The 23,177-nt window shown below is 39.5% G+C and carries 18 protein-coding genes; 14 read left to right on the plus strand and 4 right to left on the minus strand.

Annotated features, from left to right (window positions below; genetic code table 11):
• Positions 1-182: 182 nt before the first annotated feature.
• From PVA17_RS07005 to PVA17_RS07015, 3 genes are all read left to right on the plus strand, one after another.
• The gene (locus tag PVA17_RS07005) at positions 183-2,069 is read left to right on the plus strand and encodes an ABC-F family ATP-binding cassette domain-containing protein (RefSeq protein ID WP_132358870.1); all 1,887 of its coding nucleotides are present in this window, start codon (positions 183-185) and stop codon (positions 2,067-2,069) included.
• Positions 2,070-2,081: 12 nt separating this feature from the next.
• Positions 2,082-3,206: a conserved virulence factor C family protein gene (locus tag PVA17_RS07010; RefSeq protein ID WP_132358868.1), complete on the plus strand. Its 1,125-nt coding sequence runs from the start codon at positions 2,082-2,084 to the stop codon at positions 3,204-3,206.
• A 469-nt stretch (positions 3,207-3,675) separates the two neighbouring features.
• On the plus strand, positions 3,676-7,374 hold the full coding sequence (locus PVA17_RS07015) for a S8 family serine peptidase (RefSeq protein WP_274067267.1): 3,699 nt from the start codon (positions 3,676-3,678) through the stop codon (positions 7,372-7,374).
• A gap of 251 nt (positions 7,375-7,625) precedes the next feature.
• Here PVA17_RS07015 and PVA17_RS07020 read toward each other — a convergent pair whose 3' ends face one another.
• A complete protein-coding gene (locus PVA17_RS07020) occupies positions 7,626-7,850 on the minus strand; it encodes a hypothetical protein (RefSeq protein ID WP_274067268.1) in 225 nt (74 codons plus the stop codon).
• Positions 7,851-8,499: 649 nt separating this feature from the next.
• On the opposite strand from PVA17_RS07020, the gene PVA17_RS07025 reads away from it, so the two are divergent.
• From PVA17_RS07025 to PVA17_RS07070, 10 genes are read left to right on the plus strand one after another with little or no spacing between them, the layout of a single operon-like run.
• Entirely contained in the window at positions 8,500-9,732 is a 1,233-nt protein-coding gene (locus tag PVA17_RS07025) for a M20 family metallopeptidase (protein ID WP_274067269.1), read from the plus strand.
• The gene (locus PVA17_RS07030; RefSeq protein WP_274067270.1) at positions 9,729-10,817 is read left to right on the plus strand and encodes a tartrate dehydrogenase; all 1,089 of its coding nucleotides are present in this window, start codon (positions 9,729-9,731) and stop codon (positions 10,815-10,817) included. Before PVA17_RS07025 ends, PVA17_RS07030 begins: the two co-directional genes overlap by 4 nt.
• 1 nt (position 10,818) lies before the next feature.
• Positions 10,819-11,565 carry an SDR family NAD(P)-dependent oxidoreductase gene (locus PVA17_RS07035; RefSeq protein ID WP_274067271.1) on the plus strand — a complete coding sequence of 249 codons (747 nt, stop codon included), beginning with the start codon at positions 10,819-10,821 and terminating at the stop codon, positions 11,563-11,565.
• A gap of 10 nt (positions 11,566-11,575) precedes the next feature.
• Complete coding sequence (locus PVA17_RS07040) at positions 11,576-13,033, plus strand: aldehyde dehydrogenase family protein (protein ID WP_274067272.1); 1,458 nt, start codon at positions 11,576-11,578, stop codon at positions 13,031-13,033.
• Positions 13,034-13,048: 15 nt separating this feature from the next.
• Positions 13,049-14,077, plus strand: a complete 1,029-nt coding sequence (locus tag PVA17_RS07045; RefSeq protein WP_274067273.1) for an ABC transporter ATP-binding protein — start codon at positions 13,049-13,051, stop codon at positions 14,075-14,077.
• Complete coding sequence (locus PVA17_RS07050; RefSeq protein ID WP_274067274.1) at positions 14,052-15,029, plus strand: ABC transporter ATP-binding protein; 978 nt, start codon at positions 14,052-14,054, stop codon at positions 15,027-15,029. The genes PVA17_RS07045 and PVA17_RS07050 overlap by 26 nt, the downstream gene beginning before the upstream one ends.
• A 39-nt stretch (positions 15,030-15,068) precedes the next feature.
• The gene (locus tag PVA17_RS07055; protein ID WP_274067275.1) at positions 15,069-16,037 is read left to right on the plus strand and encodes a P1 family peptidase; all 969 of its coding nucleotides are present in this window, start codon (positions 15,069-15,071) and stop codon (positions 16,035-16,037) included.
• Between the two features lie 24 nt (positions 16,038-16,061).
• Positions 16,062-17,603, plus strand: coding sequence for an ABC transporter substrate-binding protein (locus PVA17_RS07060; protein WP_483308011.1), 1,542 nt, complete (start codon positions 16,062-16,064; stop codon positions 17,601-17,603).
• A 17-nt stretch (positions 17,604-17,620) separates the two neighbouring features.
• Positions 17,621-18,562, plus strand: coding sequence for an ABC transporter permease (locus PVA17_RS07065; RefSeq protein ID WP_274067277.1), 942 nt, complete (start codon positions 17,621-17,623; stop codon positions 18,560-18,562).
• Positions 18,563-18,573: 11 nt separating this feature from the next.
• Positions 18,574-19,401: an ABC transporter permease gene (locus PVA17_RS07070; RefSeq protein ID WP_132358844.1), complete on the plus strand. Its 828-nt coding sequence runs from the start codon at positions 18,574-18,576 to the stop codon at positions 19,399-19,401.
• A gap of 280 nt (positions 19,402-19,681) precedes the next feature.
• Here PVA17_RS07070 and PVA17_RS07075 read toward each other — a convergent pair whose 3' ends face one another.
• The gene (locus PVA17_RS07075) at positions 19,682-20,134 is read right to left on the minus strand and encodes a MarR family winged helix-turn-helix transcriptional regulator (RefSeq protein WP_132358842.1); all 453 of its coding nucleotides are present in this window, start codon (positions 20,132-20,134) and stop codon (positions 19,682-19,684) included.
• Positions 20,135-20,460: 326 nt separating this feature from the next.
• Here PVA17_RS07075 and PVA17_RS07080 point away from each other — a divergent pair, with 326 nt between their 5' ends.
• Complete coding sequence (locus tag PVA17_RS07080; RefSeq protein ID WP_132358840.1) at positions 20,461-20,892, plus strand: GNAT family N-acetyltransferase; 432 nt, start codon at positions 20,461-20,463, stop codon at positions 20,890-20,892.
• A 73-nt stretch (positions 20,893-20,965) separates the two neighbouring features.
• Here PVA17_RS07080 and PVA17_RS07085 read toward each other — a convergent pair whose 3' ends face one another.
• Together PVA17_RS07085 and PVA17_RS07090 are read right to left on the minus strand one after the other, a co-directional pair.
• Positions 20,966-21,730: a nucleotidyltransferase domain-containing protein gene (locus tag PVA17_RS07085; RefSeq protein WP_274067278.1), complete on the minus strand. Its 765-nt coding sequence runs from the start codon at positions 21,728-21,730 to the stop codon at positions 20,966-20,968.
• A gap of 240 nt (positions 21,731-21,970) precedes the next feature.
• A complete protein-coding gene (locus PVA17_RS07090; RefSeq protein ID WP_274067279.1) occupies positions 21,971-22,945 on the minus strand; it encodes a carbohydrate kinase family protein in 975 nt (324 codons plus the stop codon).
• Positions 22,946-23,177 lie beyond the last annotated feature (232 nt).

Genomic DNA, 23,177 nt, shown 5'->3' on the forward strand with positions numbered 1-23,177 from the left:
GGAACGGAGATCAACCACACGTTTCGGTGAGGATCCGTTTTTTAGATAGGTCAGAAGAGTTTGTTGTCCTTTGTTTACCTGTCATTTGGTGTTATGATAAAAATGGATATCTATAATAAACTACATATTAAAAGTAGTATGGACATTAAACAACCCTTAAATGAAAGAGATGGACAAGTGTAATGAGTCATTTAATAGTACAAAATTTAACGAAAACAGTGGGCGATAAAACGCTCTTTCAAAATATTGAATTTACGATTTATGAAGGGGAGCGAGCTGGGTTAATTGGTATTAATGGTACTGGTAAATCCACATTGCTTTCTATGTTAGCTGGTGAAATCGAAGCGGATTCAATGGAAGTAGACCGCCCAAATAAATATCGTGTTGCCTATTTACCACAGGAGCCTACTTTTCAAAGTGGAGAAACAGTGTTACAAGCAGTGTTTGCAGGGGATTCCCCTATATTAAAACTGAATCGTGAATATGAAGAAACCGTTGCTGCACTTGCGTTAAATCCGACTTCAGAAAGTTTACAAAAAACGCTATTTAGCTTGCAGCATCGTATGGATGAGGAGCAGGCGTGGGATGTCAATGCACTTGCTAAGACGGCGCTTACGAAGCTTGGCATTGAAATGTTTGATAAAGAGGTTTTAACATTGTCAGGCGGTCAGCAAAAGCGTGTTGCTTTAGCTAAAGTATTAATTGAGCCGGCAGATTTATATTTATTGGACGAGCCTACCAACCATTTAGATGTGCAGTCTACAGAGTGGCTGCAGGAAATGGTGTTACGATTAAAGGGAGCAGTTATATTTATTACCCATGATCGTTACTTCTTAGATGAGCTCTCTACTCATATTTACGAGCTAGCTGATCAAACCTTATACCGACATACTGGGAATTATGGGGATTATTTAGAAGCACGTGCTATTCGTGAGGAAATGAAAGCAGCCTCCGCACAAAAGGACCGCAACCGCTATCGCTCAGAATTAAAATGGATTCGTCGTGGAGCGAAAGCGCGTTCTACGAAGCAAAAGGCACGTATCCAGCGCTTCGAGCAGTTAGAGGATAACTTAGAGCGTAAATCGGAGGATATTTCTCTTGACATGGGCCTAGCAACAACTCGTCTTGGCCGGAAAGTTTTAGAGGCTGAAAATATTTCAAAGGCTTTTGGCCATCAAAAAATTCTCGAAAGCTTTTCATTTTTACTGCAACAGGGCGACCGTATTGGCATTATCGGAGCAAATGGTGTAGGAAAATCAACATTAATGAACATGTTATCAGGAGAGCTTACACCAGATGTTGGTGAAATTCTTGTTGGATCGACAGTGAAGTTAGCGCATTTTAAACAAACTTTACCAAAAATGAATGAAAACGAGCGCATGATTGAATATATCCGAGAAGCTTCCAATGATATCACAGATGCGGAGGGTGTACGTTATTCGGCAGCACAAATGCTGGAGCGTTTCTTATTCCCACTTCATGCACACGGTACACCTATCGGTAAACTATCGGGTGGTGAGCGTAAACGTCTGCATTTATTACGATTATTAATGGAGCAACCAAACGTACTGTTACTGGATGAGCCTACAAATGATTTGGATATTGAAACATTAGGTGTACTCGAGGATTTCATTGAGCATTTCCCTGGAGTTGTTATCACTATATCTCACGATCGCTTTTTCTTAGATCGTATTGCGAAAAAGCTATGGATTTTAGATGGTCTTGGGCATGTTAATGAGACGCTTGATATTTACAGTGAATATTTACAAAAGCGTAACCAGGAATCCGCTGTAAAGGTAGAATCGCCAAAAGTCGAAAAAACTAAGGTCGAAAAGCCTAAATCGGACAAGAAAAAGTTATCCTTTAAAGAGCAGAAAGAATGGGAAACAATTGCTGATGAAATAGAAAAGACAGAAACAGCGATTATGGAGACGGAAGAAGGTATCGCCAACGCTGGTGCTGATTTTACAAAACTACAGGAATTAACGGCGAAGCTAGATGAGCTAAATGCACAATATGAACACCTTATTGAAAGATGGTCCTATTTAGATGAAATCGTAAATGGATAAGGAGCGATAGACATGAAGATTATGACAATTGAACCGACACCAAGTCCTAATTCTATGAAGATTGTCGTTGATACAGAGTTACCTTTTGGCAAAAGCTATAATTTTACAAAAGATAATAAAGATGAAGCAACTGGTGAAGTAGCAGCGATTTTAGCAATCGAAGGTGTTAAAGGTGTTTACCATGTAGCGGATTTCTTCGCTGTTGAGCGTAACGCAAAGTATGCATGGGAAGGTATTTTAGCAAGCATTCGCCAAGCGCTAGGTGAAGATATACAGGAAGAGAACAAAGAACAAGTAGCCAATGAATTTTATGGGGAAGTGTACGTTCATGTGCAATTTTATAAGCAAGTACCACTGCAAGTAAAGGTATTTGATAATCAACGAGAGTACCGTGTAAGCTGTGGTGAGCGCTTTGTGGAAGCTTTCAATAAAATTCTTGAAACAGCAGTGGATGAGAATTATATTTTCCAACGTAAATGGATCGATTATGGCGTACGTTACGGAGAGCTTGAGGAAATTGCGGAAGCAGTAAAACAAGAAATCGATGTGACATATTCTGAGGAACGTTTAACGGAGATTGTTGCAACGATTAATGATTCAGAGAAAACTATTCAGAAGCCAGCTAAACTAAAAATTACTGTTGAACAGTTTAAGCGACCAGAATGGGAAAAACGTTTCCAATTGCTTGACCAAATGGCAGATCCAGAGCTAGAGGATTTACCGCTTTTAGATTTGGCGTTACAAGATGAGCAAATGTCTATCCGTCGACTGGCAACCGTTTATTTAGGAATGATTGAAGATGTGGCAGTCGTGCCATATTTGGAAAAGGCATTACAGGACAAAAGTGCAGCGGTCCGTCGAACTGCCGGAGATTGTATGAGTGACCTCGGCTTTGTGGAATTTGAAGACGTGATGCAACAAGCATTACAGGATAAAAACAAACTTGTTCGTTGGCGTGCAGCTATGTACTTATATGAGGTTGGCACTGATAATTCATTAGCAGCATTAAAGGCTGCTGCAGAAGATAAAGAGTTTGAAGTGAAGCTACAAGTAAAAATGGCGATTGCCCGCATCGAACAGGGTGAGGAAGCAAAAGGTTCTGTTTGGAAGCAAATGACAGAATCTCGCCAGCAATAAAGAGTTTTAATAGTGACCCGATAATGTGGATAAAAGAAATAAACCAGCTCTCTGTTATGAATGTAGTTCAACAGAGACGCTGGTTTTTTATTACCATTTCACACTTTTCCAGCTGGCCAAATGACGAACAGGAAGTCTCTAGCATGACTATTCTTTTGGAAGTTCCAATTTGTCTTAAGTCTTCCGATGTCGAAGCGCAATGTTTTTAAAACTAGGCTGTTTTCTCCAAGTTGGTTATCAAACCAAAAATTAATAAATTACGGTAAGTTGTTTTTCGTTTGAAAGTTCTACTTTTTTATTAAATTACTAGGAAGATAGATTTAATCTATATTTGATAAACTGATACTAATTATCAATATTTCGGAATATTCAAATATCGGGATACTCGGAATAGTTTTCTTGTGATAAATTGGAAATATCACACTAAACTGAAAAGTGTGACAATTAAAGGCAGGGGAGGAATTGAGATTTGAAAAAGTTTAAGTTTACGAAGTTCTTAAGTAGTATTCTAGCTTTCTTTATGGTGCTTTCTCTATTGGTTCCATTGTCGAGTGCTCATGCTGAAGAATCAAAACTATTCAAGCAGGATAGTCAAAGTGAAAGTATCATGCAACTAAAGGCGGCTATCGCTGAACAGCTAAGCTTGTCTAAAGATGGACCAACTCTTCACGAAAGCTTACAAAATGTATCAGGCAATCAAGATATTGCAGTCATCGTTCATTTATCTGAAAAGCCTGTGGCACTTGAGCAAGGAATAAGCCAAGTCAAAGGCCAAAAATTCTCTAATGCCCAAGCAAATGAAGTTCGTTCAAATGTAAAAGCACAGCAAGCAGAAGTTAAAAAAGAGTTAGCTGCTAAAAAAGTTCAGATGACTCAAGGATACTCATTTGACACTGTCTTAAACGGTTTTGCGGCAACTGTGAAAGCAAACGATCTCCCGAAATTGCTTACAGTGGAAGGAATTACATTAATCGAACCTGATGCAATTGTTTACGCATCAGAAGATAAGCCGATGAAATCATCGGAACTTAAGAAGGAAGATCCATTAGAAGCACGAATGAATACAAGTAATTCTTTCCTTGGCATCGAACAGCTTTGGAAGGAAGGAATTGAAGGACAAGGAATAAAAGTAGCAGTATTAGATACTGGTATTGATGCAGATCATCCTGAGTTCGCTGGAATTTACAAAGGTGGGAAAAACTTCATTCCGAATTCAGCAACTTACACGAAGCCTCGGGCAGATGACGACGCATCGGAAACATTGCCTTCGGAGCGTCCTGCCGGAACACCTGAAATTAATGAAAAAGGAAGCTCGTTCTACACTTCTCACGGTACACATGTTGCTGGAATAATTGCAGCAATCGGAGCTAACGAATTCGGTATAAAAGGAATTGCTCCAAAAGTAGACCTTTATGCTTACCGTGTTCTTGGGGCGTACGGAAGTGGAGCTACATCTGGTATTATTAAAGCAATTGAAACTGCTGTAAAAGAAAAAATGGACGTTATCAACCTTTCACTTGGCGGGGGCGCAAACTCTGAAACGGATGCAGGCTCATTTGCTATTAATAATGCAATGATGGCTGGAACAATCGGAGTAATTGCAACAGGGAACGAAGGTCCAAATCGCGGAACAATAGGCACGCCTGCAACGGCCCGTTTAGGAATTGCTGTTGGTAACACAACAAATCCTGAAACAATGTATAACGGGGAAGTGAATGTTACAGTTGGCAACTACAATTTAACAAAGCAGCTTCCGTTAATGGGCACGACTTTTGGGAAAAATTTAGCAACACAGCTTCAAGGAGAATTTGACCTAGTTGCTGTTCCTGGGAACGGGGAAGTAAAAGACTTCGAAGGAATTAATGTAAAAGGTAAAGTGGCATTGATTTCCCGTGGCAGTATCGCATTCGTTGATAAAATTGCGAATGCAAAGGCAAATGGAGCAGTCGCAACAATTATTCATAACTTTGCTGGTGGAACGAATGCACCGAACATTTCAGGCACATTCCTTGGTGATGCATTTGATTTTCTGCCAACATTTGATATGTCACAAACGGATGGCGATGCAATTCGCGCTGCATTAGCAGGTGGAACTGGAAAAGTAAGCTTTAGTAAATTTGCATCCTCAAAGACACTGGGAGATGATGTAAACTCTTCAAGTTCACGTGGACCATCTACACCAAATTTTGATATTAAACCAGATGTAAGTGCACCTGGAACAAACATTATGTCAACGATTCCGATGTATAAAAAAGATTTCCCTGCTGTTGATTATAGGGAAGCATATGCTCGTAAAACAGGAACTTCTATGGCAACACCGCATATTACAGGTATTGTTGCATTAGTTAAACAAGCAAATCCTGATTGGAACGCCTTCGATGTAAAAGTGGCGCTTTCTAATACAGCAATGGTTTTAGATAAAACAAAATACGATGTGTTTTCTCAAGGTGCAGGGCGTGTAAATGCTTATGCAGCAGCTCATCCGGAAATTCTTGCCTATGCACTTGATAGCGCAATTTTAGATGGAACTGGTGCAGTTGCAGAAAACTTGAAAGGTACAGTTACTTTCGGTCCCCAATCTCTTAAAGACCGGGATATTTCTGTAACGAAACAAGTTTTAGTAAAAGATATTAAAGGGAACGGCGGCAATTATAACGTATCAATTGATGTGACAAAAACATTTGGTGATGCAACTGTTACTGTCGATCAGCCGACATTTAATCTAGTCGGAGAGCAAGTTTTAAATATTACATTAACTGCTTCGCAAGCTACGGCACCAAAAGGCTCTGAAATACTAGGGTATATTTATATCAGCAGTGGAGATACAGAAATTTCATTGCCATTCGCAGCTGACTTTGGTAGCGCGGCAGCAACTGAAATTAAAGATTTTAAGATTACAGAAACAGACCTATCCTTTAACGGAGATGGGGTAAAAGATTCAGCTGTACTGTCATTCACATTAACTGGAGATGTAACAACTAACTATATCGAGCTTTGGGATATTATGAATCCTAAAGGTGGAGAATACGGAGACGGCTACATTGGTTATCTACATGCTGGTACTGCACTAGGAAAAGGCTCTTATACGCTAAATATTGCTGGGCAGTACAAACCATGGGGAACAGCACCTGCCACAAAGATTCCAGATGGTCTGTATACAATTGACTTCACCGGTCTTGCAGCATCAGGAGTAGTTTCCGATTATGTTGGACCAATTATCGTGAAAACGACTAAACCAGAAATTACTGGTTCAGTAGCTAAAGGTGTCGCTACAGGACAAGTAACAGATAAATATATCGATTACAATGAAGAGCTATATTTATACGGTTTAGATTACAATTTAAATGATAAATTAAAAGCTTCCTATATTTCGACGATAAATGGCGAAGTACAAGCGCCAGTAGCTTTTGAATTAAATCAAGACGGTAGCTTCACATTCCCAGTAACAGCAGAAACAAATGCTGTTTCAGTAATCATTAAAGATGCTGCCGGGAATGTTGGTGAAGCGAAGATATATGAAAAAGAAGTAGTAGAACCAGTAATAGCACTTTCTGTAAATCCAACTAAGCTAGACTTAACAGCTGGTGAAACTGCACAACTTACGGTAACAGAAACGACAACGCCTGCAGAAGGTGCTGCAACAGAGAAAGACGTAACTTCAAAAGCTACTTATGTTGTTGGAGATGAAAATGTTGCAACAATAGTAAATGGATTAGTAACTGCTGTAGGTGAGGGCACGACGACAATAACTATTTCATATGGTGATAATGAAGTACCTATAAATGTTACAGTTAAAGCACCTGTTGTAAAAGAACCAATAGTAACACTAGAAATTGACCAAGCTCAGGTGGAAACTAGAATAGGTAAAGAAGTTCCAGTTAAAATTACTGAAGTAACTACTTTTGATGGTAAAACAACAGAAAAAGATGTTACAAAGCTTGCAACCTACGAAGTAGAGAATGATAAAATAGCTACTGTAAAAGCAGGGGCTGTAAAAGGAAAAGGTCAAGGTAATACGACGGTTAGAGTAAAGTATGGTGAGCACACACTAACATTTGATGTGTTGGTTGTGAAGCCAGGCAATGGTAACGGCAATGGCAACGGCAACGGTAATGGCAATGGTAATGGTAATAAAAATAATAATGAAGTTATCGAGGATGAGTTATAATTAATTTCAGTTTAAGCCTCAAGAGAAATTGCATAGCGCAATTTCTCTTGGTATTTATTATAAAGAAATAACTATGACATATTCTTTCTGATTTTCTTGCCATTAAGCAGTTCCTCTTTTTTATTCTTCTTGTAGTACATATTTATCATTACTTGGATGTCATTTTTTCAACTTTTCATTAAGTTTAATTATTGTTTCTTCATATCCTAAATCACTATTAGATTTATTGGAGCAATTTCTCCAAAACTTCCTCATACTTTCCAAAAAGAACAACTCTCCTTACATAATTTCTTAAAGCTTAAAAAAATATGCCCGTCTACGATTACGGCAGTACTTCCGCAATGAAGACAACCTAAATCAGACGAAAAGCGAGACTCCTTGATCATAGGAAGTAATTTTTGCATTTTATTTTCTTCTTTTGGATATAGATCTTGTTTCATTGCCTTAAATAAGGCTAGTTGATCTGCTTTTCCCAATTCTCCGACTGCTTCATACACATATCTCCACATTATTGAACAATACTCAACCGTAATTAGTATTTTCAAGAGAGCAGAATCTATATGAAAACAGCCTTTCGAAAACAGCTTAAAATGGAAAAGCTAGTTATTTTTTTATCACCTAAAAATGAGGTGGTATTTTGATAAAACCTACGACATGCGAATAGGTTGATTGTTGTGAAAATCGAACTTCCTCGGAAAGAGCTCAATAGAACGGAAATGCATCCCACATTATGGTAAATGTCTGAGCTTTTATTATCGAAAAACAACATAAGATAGATAATTTTGTTGTTTTCTAACTTTTTACTACTAAACAAAAAGTTAATAGCATTTTATGTATTATTAACAAAGTGTCTAATACTTGTCTAATAGGACAATGTTAAAGCTTCCAGCGGATGTCACGGAATCGGAAAGGAGTTCACTTAGGACGTTAGCCTAAAATGATTGCATCCATGCGATAACGGCTAACTGACCTGCATCGGTAAAAGCGCCACGTCCTGTGGCATTACGGAAATGACCGACATCGCGTCGGCCCTCGTGCAGGCCTAAGCACAAAGCCGATTCCGAACGCTATTATTTCGAGGCATCATTGATTTCTAGAATATTCTAAAAACAAGGGGGCATTTGAATGGCAGTAACAAGTTTAAAGACAACGGAATCTTATATGCGCGACCGACAAGCAGTTATCGAGCTAACACAAAAGCTAGTACGAATAGATAGCGTTTATCGAGAAGGTGATCCAAATGGCAATGAACAACAAGTTGCGAATTTTGTCGCTCAATATTTACGTGATATTGGGATAGAAACACATGTAGAGGAGGTTATGCCCGGAAGGCCGAATGTTATTGGTATTATTGATTCGGGTAAGCCAGGAAAAACACTACTCTTTGAAGGACACACAGATGTCGTTACAGAAGGAAATCGTGAGGCATGGACGTACGATCCATTCAGTGCAGAAATTATTGATGGTCGAATGTATGGCCGAGGCACAAATGATACAAAAGGAAATCTTGCTTGTATGATTACAGCTTGTCAGTCGTTGTTACTGAACCAGGAGGAATTTACAGGCAAGATTATTTTATGTATTCCATGTGATGAAGAAGGAATGATGCTTGGGATTAAACACTTTATAAAAAATGGCTGGGCAGATGATGTGGATGGGGCGATTATTTGTGAGCCAGAGGAAAACAATGTTTGTATTGCACAGCGTGGCGCAATACGTTTGAAAGTAGATATTTTCGGTAAAATGGCGCACGGTGCAATTTCTTGGAGTGGCATTAATCCGAACTGGCGCATGGCACGTTTTATTGTAGAGCTTGAAAAATTAGAAAAAGAAGAGCAAGCACGTTTAGGACGTGATCCGATGCTCCATTGGCCATCTATTACACCAACGATTTTACGAGCACCTGTAAAAGGAGATGCCCAAATTAATGTCATCCCTGATCATTGTATGACAACACTTGATATTCGTACAGTCCCTGCACAGGATCATGATGAGCTTCTCGGTAAAATTGATGCCATTATTAAACGTCTGCAAGCAGATGATCCAGATTTTAAAGTTGAGCTAACAGTGCTAGATAATCGTCCTGCAACAGCAACAGCGAAGGAGGATCCTGTTGTACAAGCCATTTATGAGGCAGTCGCTGAGGTAACGGGAAAAGAGCCAAAATATAACGGTGTTCCAGGGGCTACGGATGGAACGTTCCTTCATGTACATGGAGTACCAATCGTTACCGTTGGAGCGGGTGATCGTGATATTCCTCATCAAATTGACGAATATGTCGATATTGAAGAATTAGCAGAAACAACAGCCATTTACCGTTTGGCAGCACTAAATTTTTTAGCAGGTGATGCACAATGACTTACACAAAAATCGCAATCATTCCAGGCGATGGCATTGGAAAGGAAGTTATGGTGGAAGCATTAAAGGTACTGAATTCTCTTCAGGAACATGATTCATCTTTACAAATAGCAACAACCATTTTTCCTTGGAGCTCCGATTACTACCTCAAGCACGGTCGTATGATGCCAGACAATGCATTAGACATATTAAAAGCATACGATGCGATTTTATTCGGGGCAATTGGAGATGCTCGTGTTCCGGATAATGTGACTGTATGGGAATTAATTATGCCGATACGAAAAAGCTTCCAGCAATATGTTAATTTCCGTCCGATTAAATCATTACCTGGCATAGCCTCACCGCTTGCTAACGGAAGGGATATTGATTTTGTGATTTTCCGGGAAAATACGGAGGGGGAATATTCCGATAGTGGTGGGCGGGTTTATCATAATCAACCGCAGGAAATGACGATTCAAAATACGATTATGACACGTATCGGTATTGAAAAAATTGTCCAAGCCGCCTGTGATTATGCCTATAAAAATGGCAAAACCAAAATTACGAGTGCGACAAAATCGAATGCCATTATCCATTCCATGAAGTTTTGGGATGAGCATGCTAATAGAGTTCTAGCACAAAGCTCACCTGCGCTAGGGTTTGAATCTATCTATATCGATGCTTTAGTAGCTTATTTCGTAGAGCGACCACAAGATTTTCAGGTTGTCGTTGCCTCCAATTTATTTGGAGATATTTTATCAGATTTAGGGTCAGCTATTGTTGGTGGTCTTGGGTTGTCACCATCAGCTAATTTAAATCCGGAGAAAAAATTTCCGTCTATGTTTGAGCCTGTGCATGGGTCAGCACCAAATATCGCCGGGAAGGGCATAGCAAACCCGATCGCACAAATTTGGTCACTTGCTTTGTTACTTGGACATATTGGGAGACCAGATATAGAACAGTTAATTGTGAGTGCGATTGAGAAGGTGCTTCGAGATGGTGTTGTGAAAACTGCAGATATTGGTGGACAGGCGACAACAGCGCAAATGGGAGATGCCATTTGTCAGGAAATTATCAAAATGAATTTAGCGGCAAGGGGTGTATAGCATGGCAGTAGAACAACAGGTCATTATCGTTACAGGTGCAGGGGGTGGTATGGGGAAAGCCATTATTCAGGAACAACTTGCGCAGGGCAATATAGTAATTGGGCTAGATTTATCAATAGCTTCGTTAAGTGATTTAGCGCAGGATACTTTACAGTGCTTTGAAATCAATGTCTTACAAGAGCAGTGTGTGAACGAAGTGTTCAAGCAGGTTTTTGACAAGTATGGACGCATTGATGGACTTGTCAATGCGCTTGGTATAGCGCAAGCAGCAACACCGCTTGAGCAAGTAACGATGGACGAATGGAACCGGTTAATGGATGTCAATGTTAAAAGTTTGTTTATTACAACAAAGGCAGTCGTTCCGTACATGAAAGAGCTGCACAAAGGTTCAATTATTACGATCGCTTCCATTTCTGCTGTACGCCCACGCCCAGGGTTACAAGCTTATATTGCTTCTAAAGGGGCGGCGGAAAGTTTTACACGTGCTTTGGCTCTTGAGCTAGCACCTTGCCAAATACGTGTTAACACGATTCACCCAGGGCCAGCCGATACTCAGATGCTCGGCCAATTTACGCCACAAGGAGCAGACATCGAGCAAACAACGCAAAGTGTTTTTGTTCAATCGATCCCCCTTGGACGCTTAGTGAATCCATCAGACATTGCGGGAGCAGTAAGTTATTTACTTTCTGATGCAGCGGGTATGGTTACTGGAACGACATTACATGTAGACGGTGGTCGCGGACTTTAGGAGGGATAAAGTGAAAAAAATTCCGATGTTTATAAATGGTGAGTGGGTTTACGGTGCTATGGACGAGGCCGTATTAGATATTATGAACCCCTCTACTGGTGAAGTCATGGCTCAGATTACGAATGCGAGTAAAACGCATGTCGACGAGGCTGTACGTGCTGCACGTGTAGCGTTTGAAAGTGAAGAGTGGAGGAAAATAAAGGCATATGAACGGGGACAGCTACTTGTTGAACTTGCACGCTATATACGCAAGCATGCAGAGGAATGGAGTTTATTAGAATGTCGTGACGTTGGTAAGCCATTAACACAAGCAAGAGCCGATATTGAAGCGGCAGCTCGCTATTTTGAGTTTTATGGGGGAGCTGCTGATAAAGTAATGGGGGACACGATTCCCATTGAAGACGGCATTTTAAATGCGGTAGTGTTAGAGCCTGTTGGAATTACCGTACATATCGTGCCTTGGAATTATCCTATTCAAATCACAGCGAGAAGTGTAGCAGCTGCAATTGCTACTGGCAATGCAGTAATTGTCAAAAGTGCGGAAGATACGCCATTAACTACGCACGCTATAACGGAATGGTTTGCTGATAAATTGCCGAGAGGTATTTTTCAGCATATTACAGGCTTAGGTCGCGATGTAGGGCCGTATTTAACATCTCATCCTGATATCAATCATATTACATTTACAGGCTCTGTACCAACAGGAATTGCAGTGATGAAATCAGCTGCTGAAAATGTTGTACCTGTTACGTTAGAGCTTGGTGGGAAATCACCAAATATTGTTTTTGCGGATGCCAACATGGAGCAAGCACTTGAGGGTGTTGTACGTGCCATTATTCAGAATGCCGGGCAAACATGCTCTGCAGGAGCTAGATTACTGATTGAAGAAAGTGCTAAAGAAAAATTCATTGCTCAGTTAGTGCAGAAATTTCAAGCTTTAAGAGTTGGTCCAGGTGAGGCAGACGTTGATATGGGTCCACTTCTTAATGAACGACAATATACGAAAATTTCAACACTGCTGCAAAAGGCGAAAGAAGATGGTTACGTGATTACTGGTGGAGAGACACTGACGATTGCGGGCTATGAAAAAGGATACTATGTTGAACCAACAATACTTGCAGGAGTAGCAGCTAACGATGCACTTGCACAGGAGGAAATTTTCGGGCCGGTGTTGACGGTATTGACGTTTAATACCGTTGAGGAAGCAATTACTTTAGCGAACAGTACAGATTATGGTTTAGTTGCAGGCGTTTGGTCGAAGGATTTAGATACTACGCATTATGTTGCAAACCGTATAAAAGCAGGACAAGTATTTGTTAATAACTATGGTGCAGCAGGCGGTATTCAAATGCCGTTTGGTGGCTATAAAAAGAGCGGCATTGGCCGGGAAAAAGGTTTTGTCGCGTTGAGAAATTATACACAAATGAAAAATATCGCGATACGCTATGCACCACCAAATCAAATGTGAGATGGAGGAATGCATATGGATCAGTCAAGAGAAAATCAAGTGCTCTTAGAGGTAAATCATTTAAAAATTAAATTCCATTTAAAAAATGGTAAAGAGGCAAAAGTTGTTGATGATGTAAGCTTTACGATTCGTAAAGGAGAAACCGTTGCGCTTGTAGGGGAGTCTGGAAGCGGTAAAAGTATTACATCGTTATCGATAATGCGATTACTGCCCATACCGCCAGGAGAAATGACAGCTAGTACGATTAAATTAAATGGTAAAAATCTCTTAGACTATAAAAATAAAGAGATGAGCAATATAAGAGGCAATGAAATTAGTATGATTTTTCAAGAACCGATGACATCATTAGATCCTGTGTTTACAATCGGTAATCAAATAATAGAAGGTATTCGTAGACATCAAAGGATTTCAAAAAAAGAGGCGAGAGAGAAATCTCTCCAGTTGTTAAAAGAAGTCGGTATTGCGAATGCGGAAAAGATTATTGCTGAATATCCCCACCAATTATCAGGTGGAATGCGCCAGCGTGTCATGATTGCTATTGCCATGTCCAATAACCCTCAGCTGCTGATTGCGGATGAGCCCACAACGGCACTTGATGTAACCGTACAGGCACAAATTTTAAAGCTTATGATAAAGATGAAGGAAAAACATCGTTCGGCTATATTATTTATTACACATGATATGAGCGTCGTAGCAGAAACGGCAGACCGCGTTTTGGTTATGTATGCAGGACAAATCGTAGAAGAAGCATCTGTGCGAGAGCTTTTTATGAATCCAAAGCATCCGTATACAGCTGCTCTTTTAAAAACAATGCCTAATTTAGAGACAGTTGTTAAAAGGTTGCCGTCAATCCCTGGCGCGGTTCCACCAGCTTATGCTTTACCAGAGGGCTGTCGCTTTGCACCACGCTGTCCGTTTGCGATGGCACAATGTCATAACGTGCAGCCGGAGGTAATCCATATTCAAGACGAGCATAAAGTGCGCTGTCATTTATTTATGGAGAAAGGGGTGCTTGATCATGACGAAGAAAGAAGTTTTGCTTGAAATTAATCATTTAAAAGCCTACTTTCCTGTGAAACGTAAGTCGATGAAGGAAGAGAAAAAAGTCATTAAAGCAGTCGATGATATTTCGCTTGAAATTTTCCGCGGCGAGACGCTTGGCATTGTAGGAGAATCCGGCTCCGGAAAATCAACGTTTGGCCGAACTATTTTAAAACTCGTCGAACCAACCGAGGGAGAAATTTTATATAAAGGACAGCCCATTCAACAGTTAAAGGGGAGTAAGTTGCAAACTTTTCGCAATCAAATGCAAATGATTTTTCAGGATCCTTTTGCATCACTCAATCCTCGTATGCGAATAGGTGCCATTATCGAAGAACCGATGAAACTGCAATTAACAATAACGAAAGAGCAACGTAAAGAACGTGTCAAGGAGCTTTTACAAAAGGTAGGTCTACCAGAAGATGTTATGCAAAAGTTCCCGCATGAATTTTCTGGCGGTCAAAGACAACGAATCGGGATTGCTCGGGCTCTTGCTATTCATCCAGCGTTCATTATTGCGGATGAGCCTGTATCTGCACTAGATGTTTCGGTCCAGTCACAGGTCTTAAACTTAATGATGGATTTACAGGATGAATTTCATTTGACCTATTTATTTATTTCACATGATTTAAGCGTTGTAAAACATATTAGCGATCGAGTGGCTGTGTTGTATTTAGGGAGGGTAGTAGAAATAGGCACGAAGAAGGAGTTATATGCGAATCCTCTGCATCCATATACGCAGGCTTTACTATCAGCCATTCCAGTTATCAATTTTAATCAACCGAAACAAGAAATACCGTTACAAGGTGAATTGCCAAGCCCGATGAATCCGCCTGTAGGCTGTGCGTTTCATACACGTTGTCCCTATGTGATGAACAGATGTCATCAAGAACGGCCTGTGCTTCAGGAAGAAAATAACCATCAACGGGTAGCGTGCTTTTTATATGAAAAATAGCCGAAAAATCAGTCTACTAAGCTAAGCGAGGTGTGTACGATGTTTGGAAATATTACAGATGTGCCTGGCGTTAAAGTTGGGCATGCAGAACATAGTGATGGCATTACAGGCTGTACAGCGATTTTAGTGGAAGATGGTGCTGTTTGCGGTGTCGATGTAAGAGGCTCAGCACCAGGCACTCGAGAGACTGATGCACTTGATCCTATTAATGAAATTGATCATGCTCATGGGATTTGCTTGTCAGGAGGAAGTGCATTCGGATTGGATGCTGCTACAGGAGTTACGCGATTTTTAGAGGAGCAGGGAGTTGGAGTAAAGGTAGGTGTTGCTACGATTCCAATAGTTCCTAGTGCGGTGCTGTTCGATTTATTTATCGGTGATCCCAAGACAAGACCTACTGCTTTAATGGGCTATAAAGCGGCAAAGAGTGCGGTTGTTGGTCCATTGGCAAATGGTAATACAGGAGCTGGTTATGGTGCGACTGTAGGGAAATTGGCAGGTCCTCAATATTGTATGAAAGGGGGACTAGGTAGCGCCTCTATAGCCGGCAAAGAGGGGGTTGTAGTGGGTGCTATTGTTGCTGTTAACGCTGTTGGGGATGTAAAAGATCCTAATACAAGAGAAACGCTAGCAGGTGCAAGGAATCTACAAGCAGGAGAATGGCTTGATTGTTGTGCTTATTTAGAGAAGCATATGCAATCGGAAGGATTACCTGGTACGAATACGACAATTGGTGTTATTGCAATGAATGCCAAGCTGACAAAAGTAGAGGCAAAAAAAATAGCCCAGCTTACACAAAATGCACTCGCGCGAACAATCTATCCTGTACACACAATGCTGGATGGGGATACGATTTTCGTGCTTGGCACGGGGGATAAAAGATACCCAGTTGACTATTTGGGCCATTTGGCTACAAGAGCTATGGAGGAAGCGATCATTACTGGCATTAAAGCTGCTGATAAATTAGCTGGAGTAGAAAGCTATAAAAGCATTCAAATAAGCACATAGGGAATAGGGGGAAATAACGTGAGTCTGAAGAACAATTGGTTGAGGCTGTTGTTGACATTGATAGTAGTTTTACTCGTTAGTGCCTGTTCAAATGATGACAAAAAAGATGCAAGTTCTGGAGGAAAAACAGTAGCAGATTTACCTCAAGACATCGTAGTACGTATAAATGATGACCCAGATTTTTTAGATCCACATAAAGCAACAGCATCTATATCTTACCAAATGATACTCAATATTTTTGAGGGACTTATGGCACCAGAAACAGATGGTACTTTAAAAGAAGGGCTAGCCGAAAGCTATTCATTATCTGACGATGGTTTAACATATACATTCAAAATTCGTCCGGGTGTTAAATTTCATAATGGTGAGGATTTAACGGTTGAGGATATTCAATATTCATTTGATCGTTTAATGGGGAAAAACGGTGGCGAAAAGATGTCAAATAGTTTTGATAATGTTGCGTCAACAGAAGCACCTGATGCCAATACATTTGTGATCAAGCTAAAAGAGCCGAACTCCAACTTCTTATATTCATGTACTGCTCGACAATCAGCCATCTTACCAAAAAGTAATGATGGAAAACATAATGAAAATCCAATAGGTACTGGGCCATTTGCTTATGTTAAATATTCTCCGGGTTCTAATTTAGAATTGAAGAAAAATGAACACTATTGGCAGGAAGGGTTACCATACTTGAATAAAGTGACATTTACCTTCCAATCGGATGATCAAGCGGCGATTATGAGTTTAATGGCCAATGAAGTCGATTTAACGAGTGTACCTTGGCAGCGCGTAAGTGAAGTAGAAAATAACTATAACTTATCTCATCAAAATAATAACTCATCATTAATCGTTACATTTAATGAAATGAAAGCTCCTTTTAATAATGTAAAGGTCCGTCAAGCAATTAACTACGCTGTTAATAAGTCCGACATTATCGATTCAGTATTTGCAGGCTATGCTGTACCACTTGGTTCAAATATGAGTCCAGCGATGGGGGATTATCAAAAGAAAGGTTTGGAAAATAAGTATAAGCGAGATGTGGAAAAAGCCAAAGCATTATTAGCAGAAGCAGGCTATCCTAATGGCTTTAAAACAAAAATTACAGTATCTTCGCATAATGATATGTATTCAAATATCGCGCAAATCGTAGCGGCTAATTTAAAGGAAATTGGTATTGATGTGGAAATTGAAGTAGTAGAGTGGGGCATTTGGCTAGACCGAGTTTACTTTGGTCGCGACTATCAAATGACAACAATCGATTTAACAGGTCGTGCCTCTGCCTATGATATTTTAAATGATTACATTTCAACAAATGAAAGTGAAAACTTCTTCAAATTTAAAAATGCTGAATACGACAAAATTATGGAAAATGTTTTAAAGGAAAGAGATCCGGCAAAACAAATTGACTATTATTATCGTGCACAGGAAATTTTAGCTGAGCAGGCAGCAGCGGTTTACATCGCAGATTATCAGATTGTTTGGGGTTCTAATAAAAAAGTTACCGGATTAAAGAGCTACCCATTCTGGTACCATGATATGTCTGAGGTTAAATTTTCTAACTAGAAAGGGATGAGTGCTAGATGATGTATATAGTACGTCGATTCATTCTGTTACTAACAACCATCCTTCTAGTATCGATCATTACATTCGGTGTTTTTCAAATTTTACCTGGTGATCCGGTTCGGACAATGTTAGGCACGGAAGCGGATCCTACACAAATTGAAAATATGCGATCAGAGCTTGGCTTAAATCGCCCCCTTTACGAGCAATATACAGATTGGATGAAGGGATTATTGACAGGGGAATTAGGAAGTTCCATTCGTTTTTCGATGCCAGTAAAAGATTTACTGTTCGACAGACTACCTGTAACGATGTCATTGGCTGGGCTCACGCTCTTAATTGTGCTACTCATTTCCTTACCATTGGGGATGTTTGCAGCGAGAAGACAAAATAAGCTTAGTGATGTCTCGTTGTCGACAGTGACACAAGTTGGCATGGCCATTCCTTCTTTCTGGCTTGGGATGATTCTTATTTTGTATATTGGCATGCAATTCAGCTTCTTTAAAATAAGTGGGTATATTCCGTGGACGCAAAGTGTAACAGGAGCGTTAAGTACACTTGTTCTGCCAGCGTTAACAATAGCGATTCCACAAATTGCGGTCAATTTCCGCTATGTGCGTTCGGCTATTTTAGAGCAAAATCAGCTCGATTATGTACGTACGGTTCGTAGTAAAGGGATGTCTGAGCAAAATGTTATGTATAAGCATGTCTTAAAAAATTCGATGATTCCAATATTAACGGTATTTGGATTAATCATGGCTGAAGTTGTAGCAGGGACAATTATTGTGGAGCAAGTATTTTCACTACCGGGTGTCGGTCAACTCCTCATCACGGCTATTAGTAATCGTGACTTTCCATTAGTACAGGGAATCGTTATGTATATTACAGTAGCGGTAGTCATGATCAATTTTATGGTCGATATTTTATATTCTGTGTTAGATCCTAGAATCCGGTTACGATGAGAGGGGATACGATGAAGAATAGACAAAGGTACAGAAAAAATATCAATTTAATCATTGGTCTACTAGTCATTGTCGGTTTTCTAATTGTAATGATTATCAGCTTTTTTTATACACCACATGATGTGAACTCGATGAATATACCTCAAAAATTACGAAGTCCAAGTAGTGATTATCTTTTTGGTACGGATGAATTTGGTCGGGATATTTTTAGCCGTATGATGAAAGGAACACAAACGGCGTTTGCAGTCGGTCTACTAACTGTATCTATCGGAACAATTTTAGGTATTTTAATTGGTGGTATAGCGGGGTATGTGGGTGGCTGGATTGATGAAATCTTTATGCGCATAATGGATGCATTAATGGCTTTTCCAGGTATAATTTTAGCTTTAATGCTCGTTGCGGTATTTGGACCGGGGATTGTTAATACAGCTATTGCATTAGGCATTATCGCCATACCAGCCATTGCTAGAATTACACGTAGTGGTTTCGTCCAACATCGTAACAATGAATATGTATTAGCAGCAAAGTTAATCGGCGTAAAACCCTATAGCATCATGTTTCGCCATATACTACCCAATATTTCATCGCAAATTATCGTCGCTGCAACTGTAACATTTGCGACTGCGATGCTTGCTGAAGCGGCACTAAGTTATTTAGGGCTTGGCGTGCAGCCTCCAAATCCTAGTTGGGGACGAATGCTAAAAGATTCACAAGCTTATTTAGTTGGAGCACCTTGGTACACTTATGCACCAGGTGGAGCCATTACAATACTTGTATTAGGTTTGTATATGCTTAGTAATGCGTTACGCGATTTTTTCGATCCACGTTCAAAAGCGTAAAAATAGCAGGTGCTGTTTTTTTAATAATTCAAAAGCCTATTGAGACGATGTGGGGCCCGCAAAAGATCAGCACCTAATCAATTCAATTATAGAGTGTGTTTGAATGATTTTTTCAGCAGTATCATTTTTGGCACCAATGCATGCTAAATAAACACGTTCGATCAATCAACAGTAAAATGGTGAAAAGATGGGAGCACAATTTGACATTTATAGATCGCTAAAAAGGTATTCTTCGCAAAGGAAGGCGATCCCAAATGCTCAGAAGCGCATGGAATCGCCTTTAATAATTTCGTGTATGTCCTTTCTTTACATATTCCCAATCAGTTTCAATATTTTGACGAATACGTATTAATAAGTCATGAATACTGTCAATTTCTTTAGACGAAAAACCATTTAATGCTCTAGCATTTGAGTAGTCTTCTTCTCGCTTTAACAATGAATAAATTTTGAGACTTTTCTCTGTCGGGAAAAGCTGTTTGTTTTTCTTATTGCCCATTTCATTACGCTTTTCTATAAAACCTTTTGTCTCCAACTTTTGAATTGCTCGGGAGGCTGTTGTGCGATCTACCTTCAATAGTTCAGCTACCTTTTCCTGAATAATACCAGGGTTTTCACAGATACGAGTGACATACAAATATTGTCCCTTTGTTAAATCAAGTTCTTTAAACTCTATATTACTAATGGAATCAAGTGCCCGCGCAATCGCACCAATATCTCGCAAAATTTCCTTCATTTATTGCCTCCGAAAAAATTATTGTATTTGCAATAAAAAATGCTCTATACTATATATTATCATCCATGCAAGGAAATTTCACTTCATAATATCTACAGGTGGAGGTTCCGCACGCACAGCGTCTTTAGCGGCGGAAAAAGTGGTTTTAGCAGCGAAAATGATGTGTCTACCGGCGGAAGAAGAAGTTTTAGCGGCGCAATAGCCGAATATAGCGGCGGAAAAAGCAGTTTTACCGGAAAAGTAGACGGCTTAACTAGCGGAGGAAAACAAGGTTCTACCAACGGAGAGTACGTCCCTAACAGCAAAAAACGAGGAGGAATATAAAGATGAACACGAAAAAAATTACACATAAACAAGATTTACAAACAGCATTTGCCATTCGTCAAAAAGTTTTTATAGAGGAGCAGCAGGTACCAGAGGAAGAAGAATTTGATGAATTCGACACACTAGATGCAGCATGTGATCATATTCTTGTATACTATAACGAACAACCTGTTGGCACTGGCAGACTGCGAGTTGTAGATGGCTATGGCAAACTAGAGCGTATCTGCATATTAATAGAATTCCGCAAATTTGGTTTAGGAAAAGTAATTATCCAAAGTTTAGAGGAAATTGCACTTGAACAAGGTTTAACAAAATATAAATTAAACGCACAATCTTATGCAGAGGGTTTTTATGAAAAATTAGGCTATAAGCGTGAAGGCGAAGAATTTATGGATTGTGGCATCCCACATATTTTAATGAAAAAAACAATTTAATAGGGTGTAGTGGTGGTGGTATTTATTTTTCATTTTAAAAAATAGCAAACCAATGTTAGTTTGCTATTTTGTTTTAATGTAATAGCGCTTTTATTTTTCCCCAAAAGGGCTTAATTTTTTCTTTATTCGGCACATTTTCAAAAATCCAATCTGATTCATTGCTGAAGGCGTTCACTAATTTTTTTACTGCCAATTCATGAGTTTCAAGGCTCAAACAATTCATAATATCGACTATTTCATGCAATGGGTCAGTGGGTAATGAATTAGATAACGTTTTAAGTCCAAGTAAAGCCCGCTCAGGACAATACTTATGCAGTAGTACTTTGGCGAAGTGTTCTAAACTATTCCTCAGTAAATGAACACTCCAAATCACATTTCCACGTTGGGCACCCCAATAATATTGATACAAATACCAGACAGTATCATCTACAGCATCTTGAAATTCGAGTGGAGTTAATGACAAAGTAGTATTCTTTTGTTTAGCTGAAAGGAGTCCATTTGGATCAAATAATATTTTAATAGCATCTTTTTCACTAATTTCTGTGAGCGTTACTGTAAATAAATCGATATGAATCATATCTTCATATACGACTAATAGCTGAGGTGCAATAATATAAATATCATCAATGAAACAAGTTTTCTTATAAGCTTCAATATGTTGGACGCGATTCGGCAAAAAAGCTGCGACATTTTCTTCATTCACAACGCAATAAATATCGATATCTGAAAATTCATCATGCTCCTCTCTAGCCATCGATCCTCTTAAAAATACAGCTTCAATATATTGATCATCCTTTAGACTTTCAAGTAAAACTTCAACAACATGATCTAATTTCAAGTGTATCCTCTCCTTCAAAATAAAACAGGCTACCTAAGTTATTTTTTGAGTAGCCTGTTTTTTTGCTAGATTTCCTTAACAATAGTGCTTGAGAAGCTATCGTGGGGAAGAAATTTTCCATTATGTTATTCGATTTCTTTTGGACTTTTCAAGTAATCTAATATGCTAATTGAGTCGGTTAGTCATTCATTTTCATAATTTAAGTGGAAGTCTGCCTAGTCCCATTTTCAGCCAAAATTTTCAAAAGATCATATTGTATTTAAAAGGCAATTCACGCTTCGTAAGGTAAGATGCAATAGCACCATGCTTTTCGGTCGAAGCTCCTGCATAGCGATTTGCAAAAGTAAGAAGGGGGATAGCTTGCTCCTTACAAAATTCGACTAGATTGATCGCTGTAATCTGCTCGTTAAGAAGAATAGCTAACAATGCTCCTATAAAGGCATCGCCTGCTCCAGTAGTATCAATCGCATCAACGTTGTCAGCTGGTACCTTTACATGATGCTTTTTAGTATAAAGACTTGCACCTTCTGCGCCACGAGTAATTAGGAGTACTTGTACTTTCCCTTGAAATAATGAATGGACTGCTGTTTCTTCATCCTCACTTGCTGTTAAAAATAAAAGCTCCTCCTCGGACAATTTAACGATATGTGCCTTTGGTAAAAATTCTAAAATAGTTCGACGACATGCCTTCTCATCTTTCCATAGTGGCAAGCGAACATTGGGATCAAAGGAAACAAGACTACCTACCTGATGGGCCTGTTCAATCAATGCTACATGTGCATGTTTCATAGGGCTTTCCACTAAATTAACTGAACAAAAATGAAGAATATCGTGATCTGTTAATAAATTAGGTGGGAGTTGTTCTTTGGTGTAAAGTAAATCTGCTGCGTGGCGACGATAAAATAAGAAATCTCGACCTCCATCACTTGTCAGGGAAACAAAGGCTAGACTTGTTTCACCCTTATCTGTTTGAACAATATAGTTCGTATCGACATCGGCTTTTTTTAACGTTTCTACGAGAAAATCTCCGAAAGCATCCTGACCTACCTGTGTAATGAGGGCAGCTTGTTGCTCGAGTTTTGCACAAACAGCGGCAACATTGGCAGGAGCCCCACCAGCATTTTTAGTAAATTGCTCAACTGTAGCAAGGGAAGCATTTTGTTCAGTAGGTGTAAAATCAATTAATAATTCACCAATTGCATAAAGTTTACTCACGGGGAAATCTCCTTTAAATAAAATATTACTGTCGCTTCGCTTTCGCACAGAAAAATTGCTACAGGTCGTGGGCTTTCCTGTCGCTCTGCGCAATGCATCCGTCGTTTTGTCAGGCCGCTGCTAACAAGCTTTTTAGCGATTCAAGCAGCGATGTTCGCGGTTTTATCAGCGATGTTTGTGGTTTTATCAGCGATGTTCGCGATTCAAGCAGTGGAAGGTAGGCAGGCTATCC

This window comes from Lysinibacillus sp. CNPSo 3705 (assembly GCF_028674935.1).
Taxonomy (GTDB): domain Bacteria; phylum Bacillota; class Bacilli; order Bacillales_A; family Planococcaceae; genus Lysinibacillus.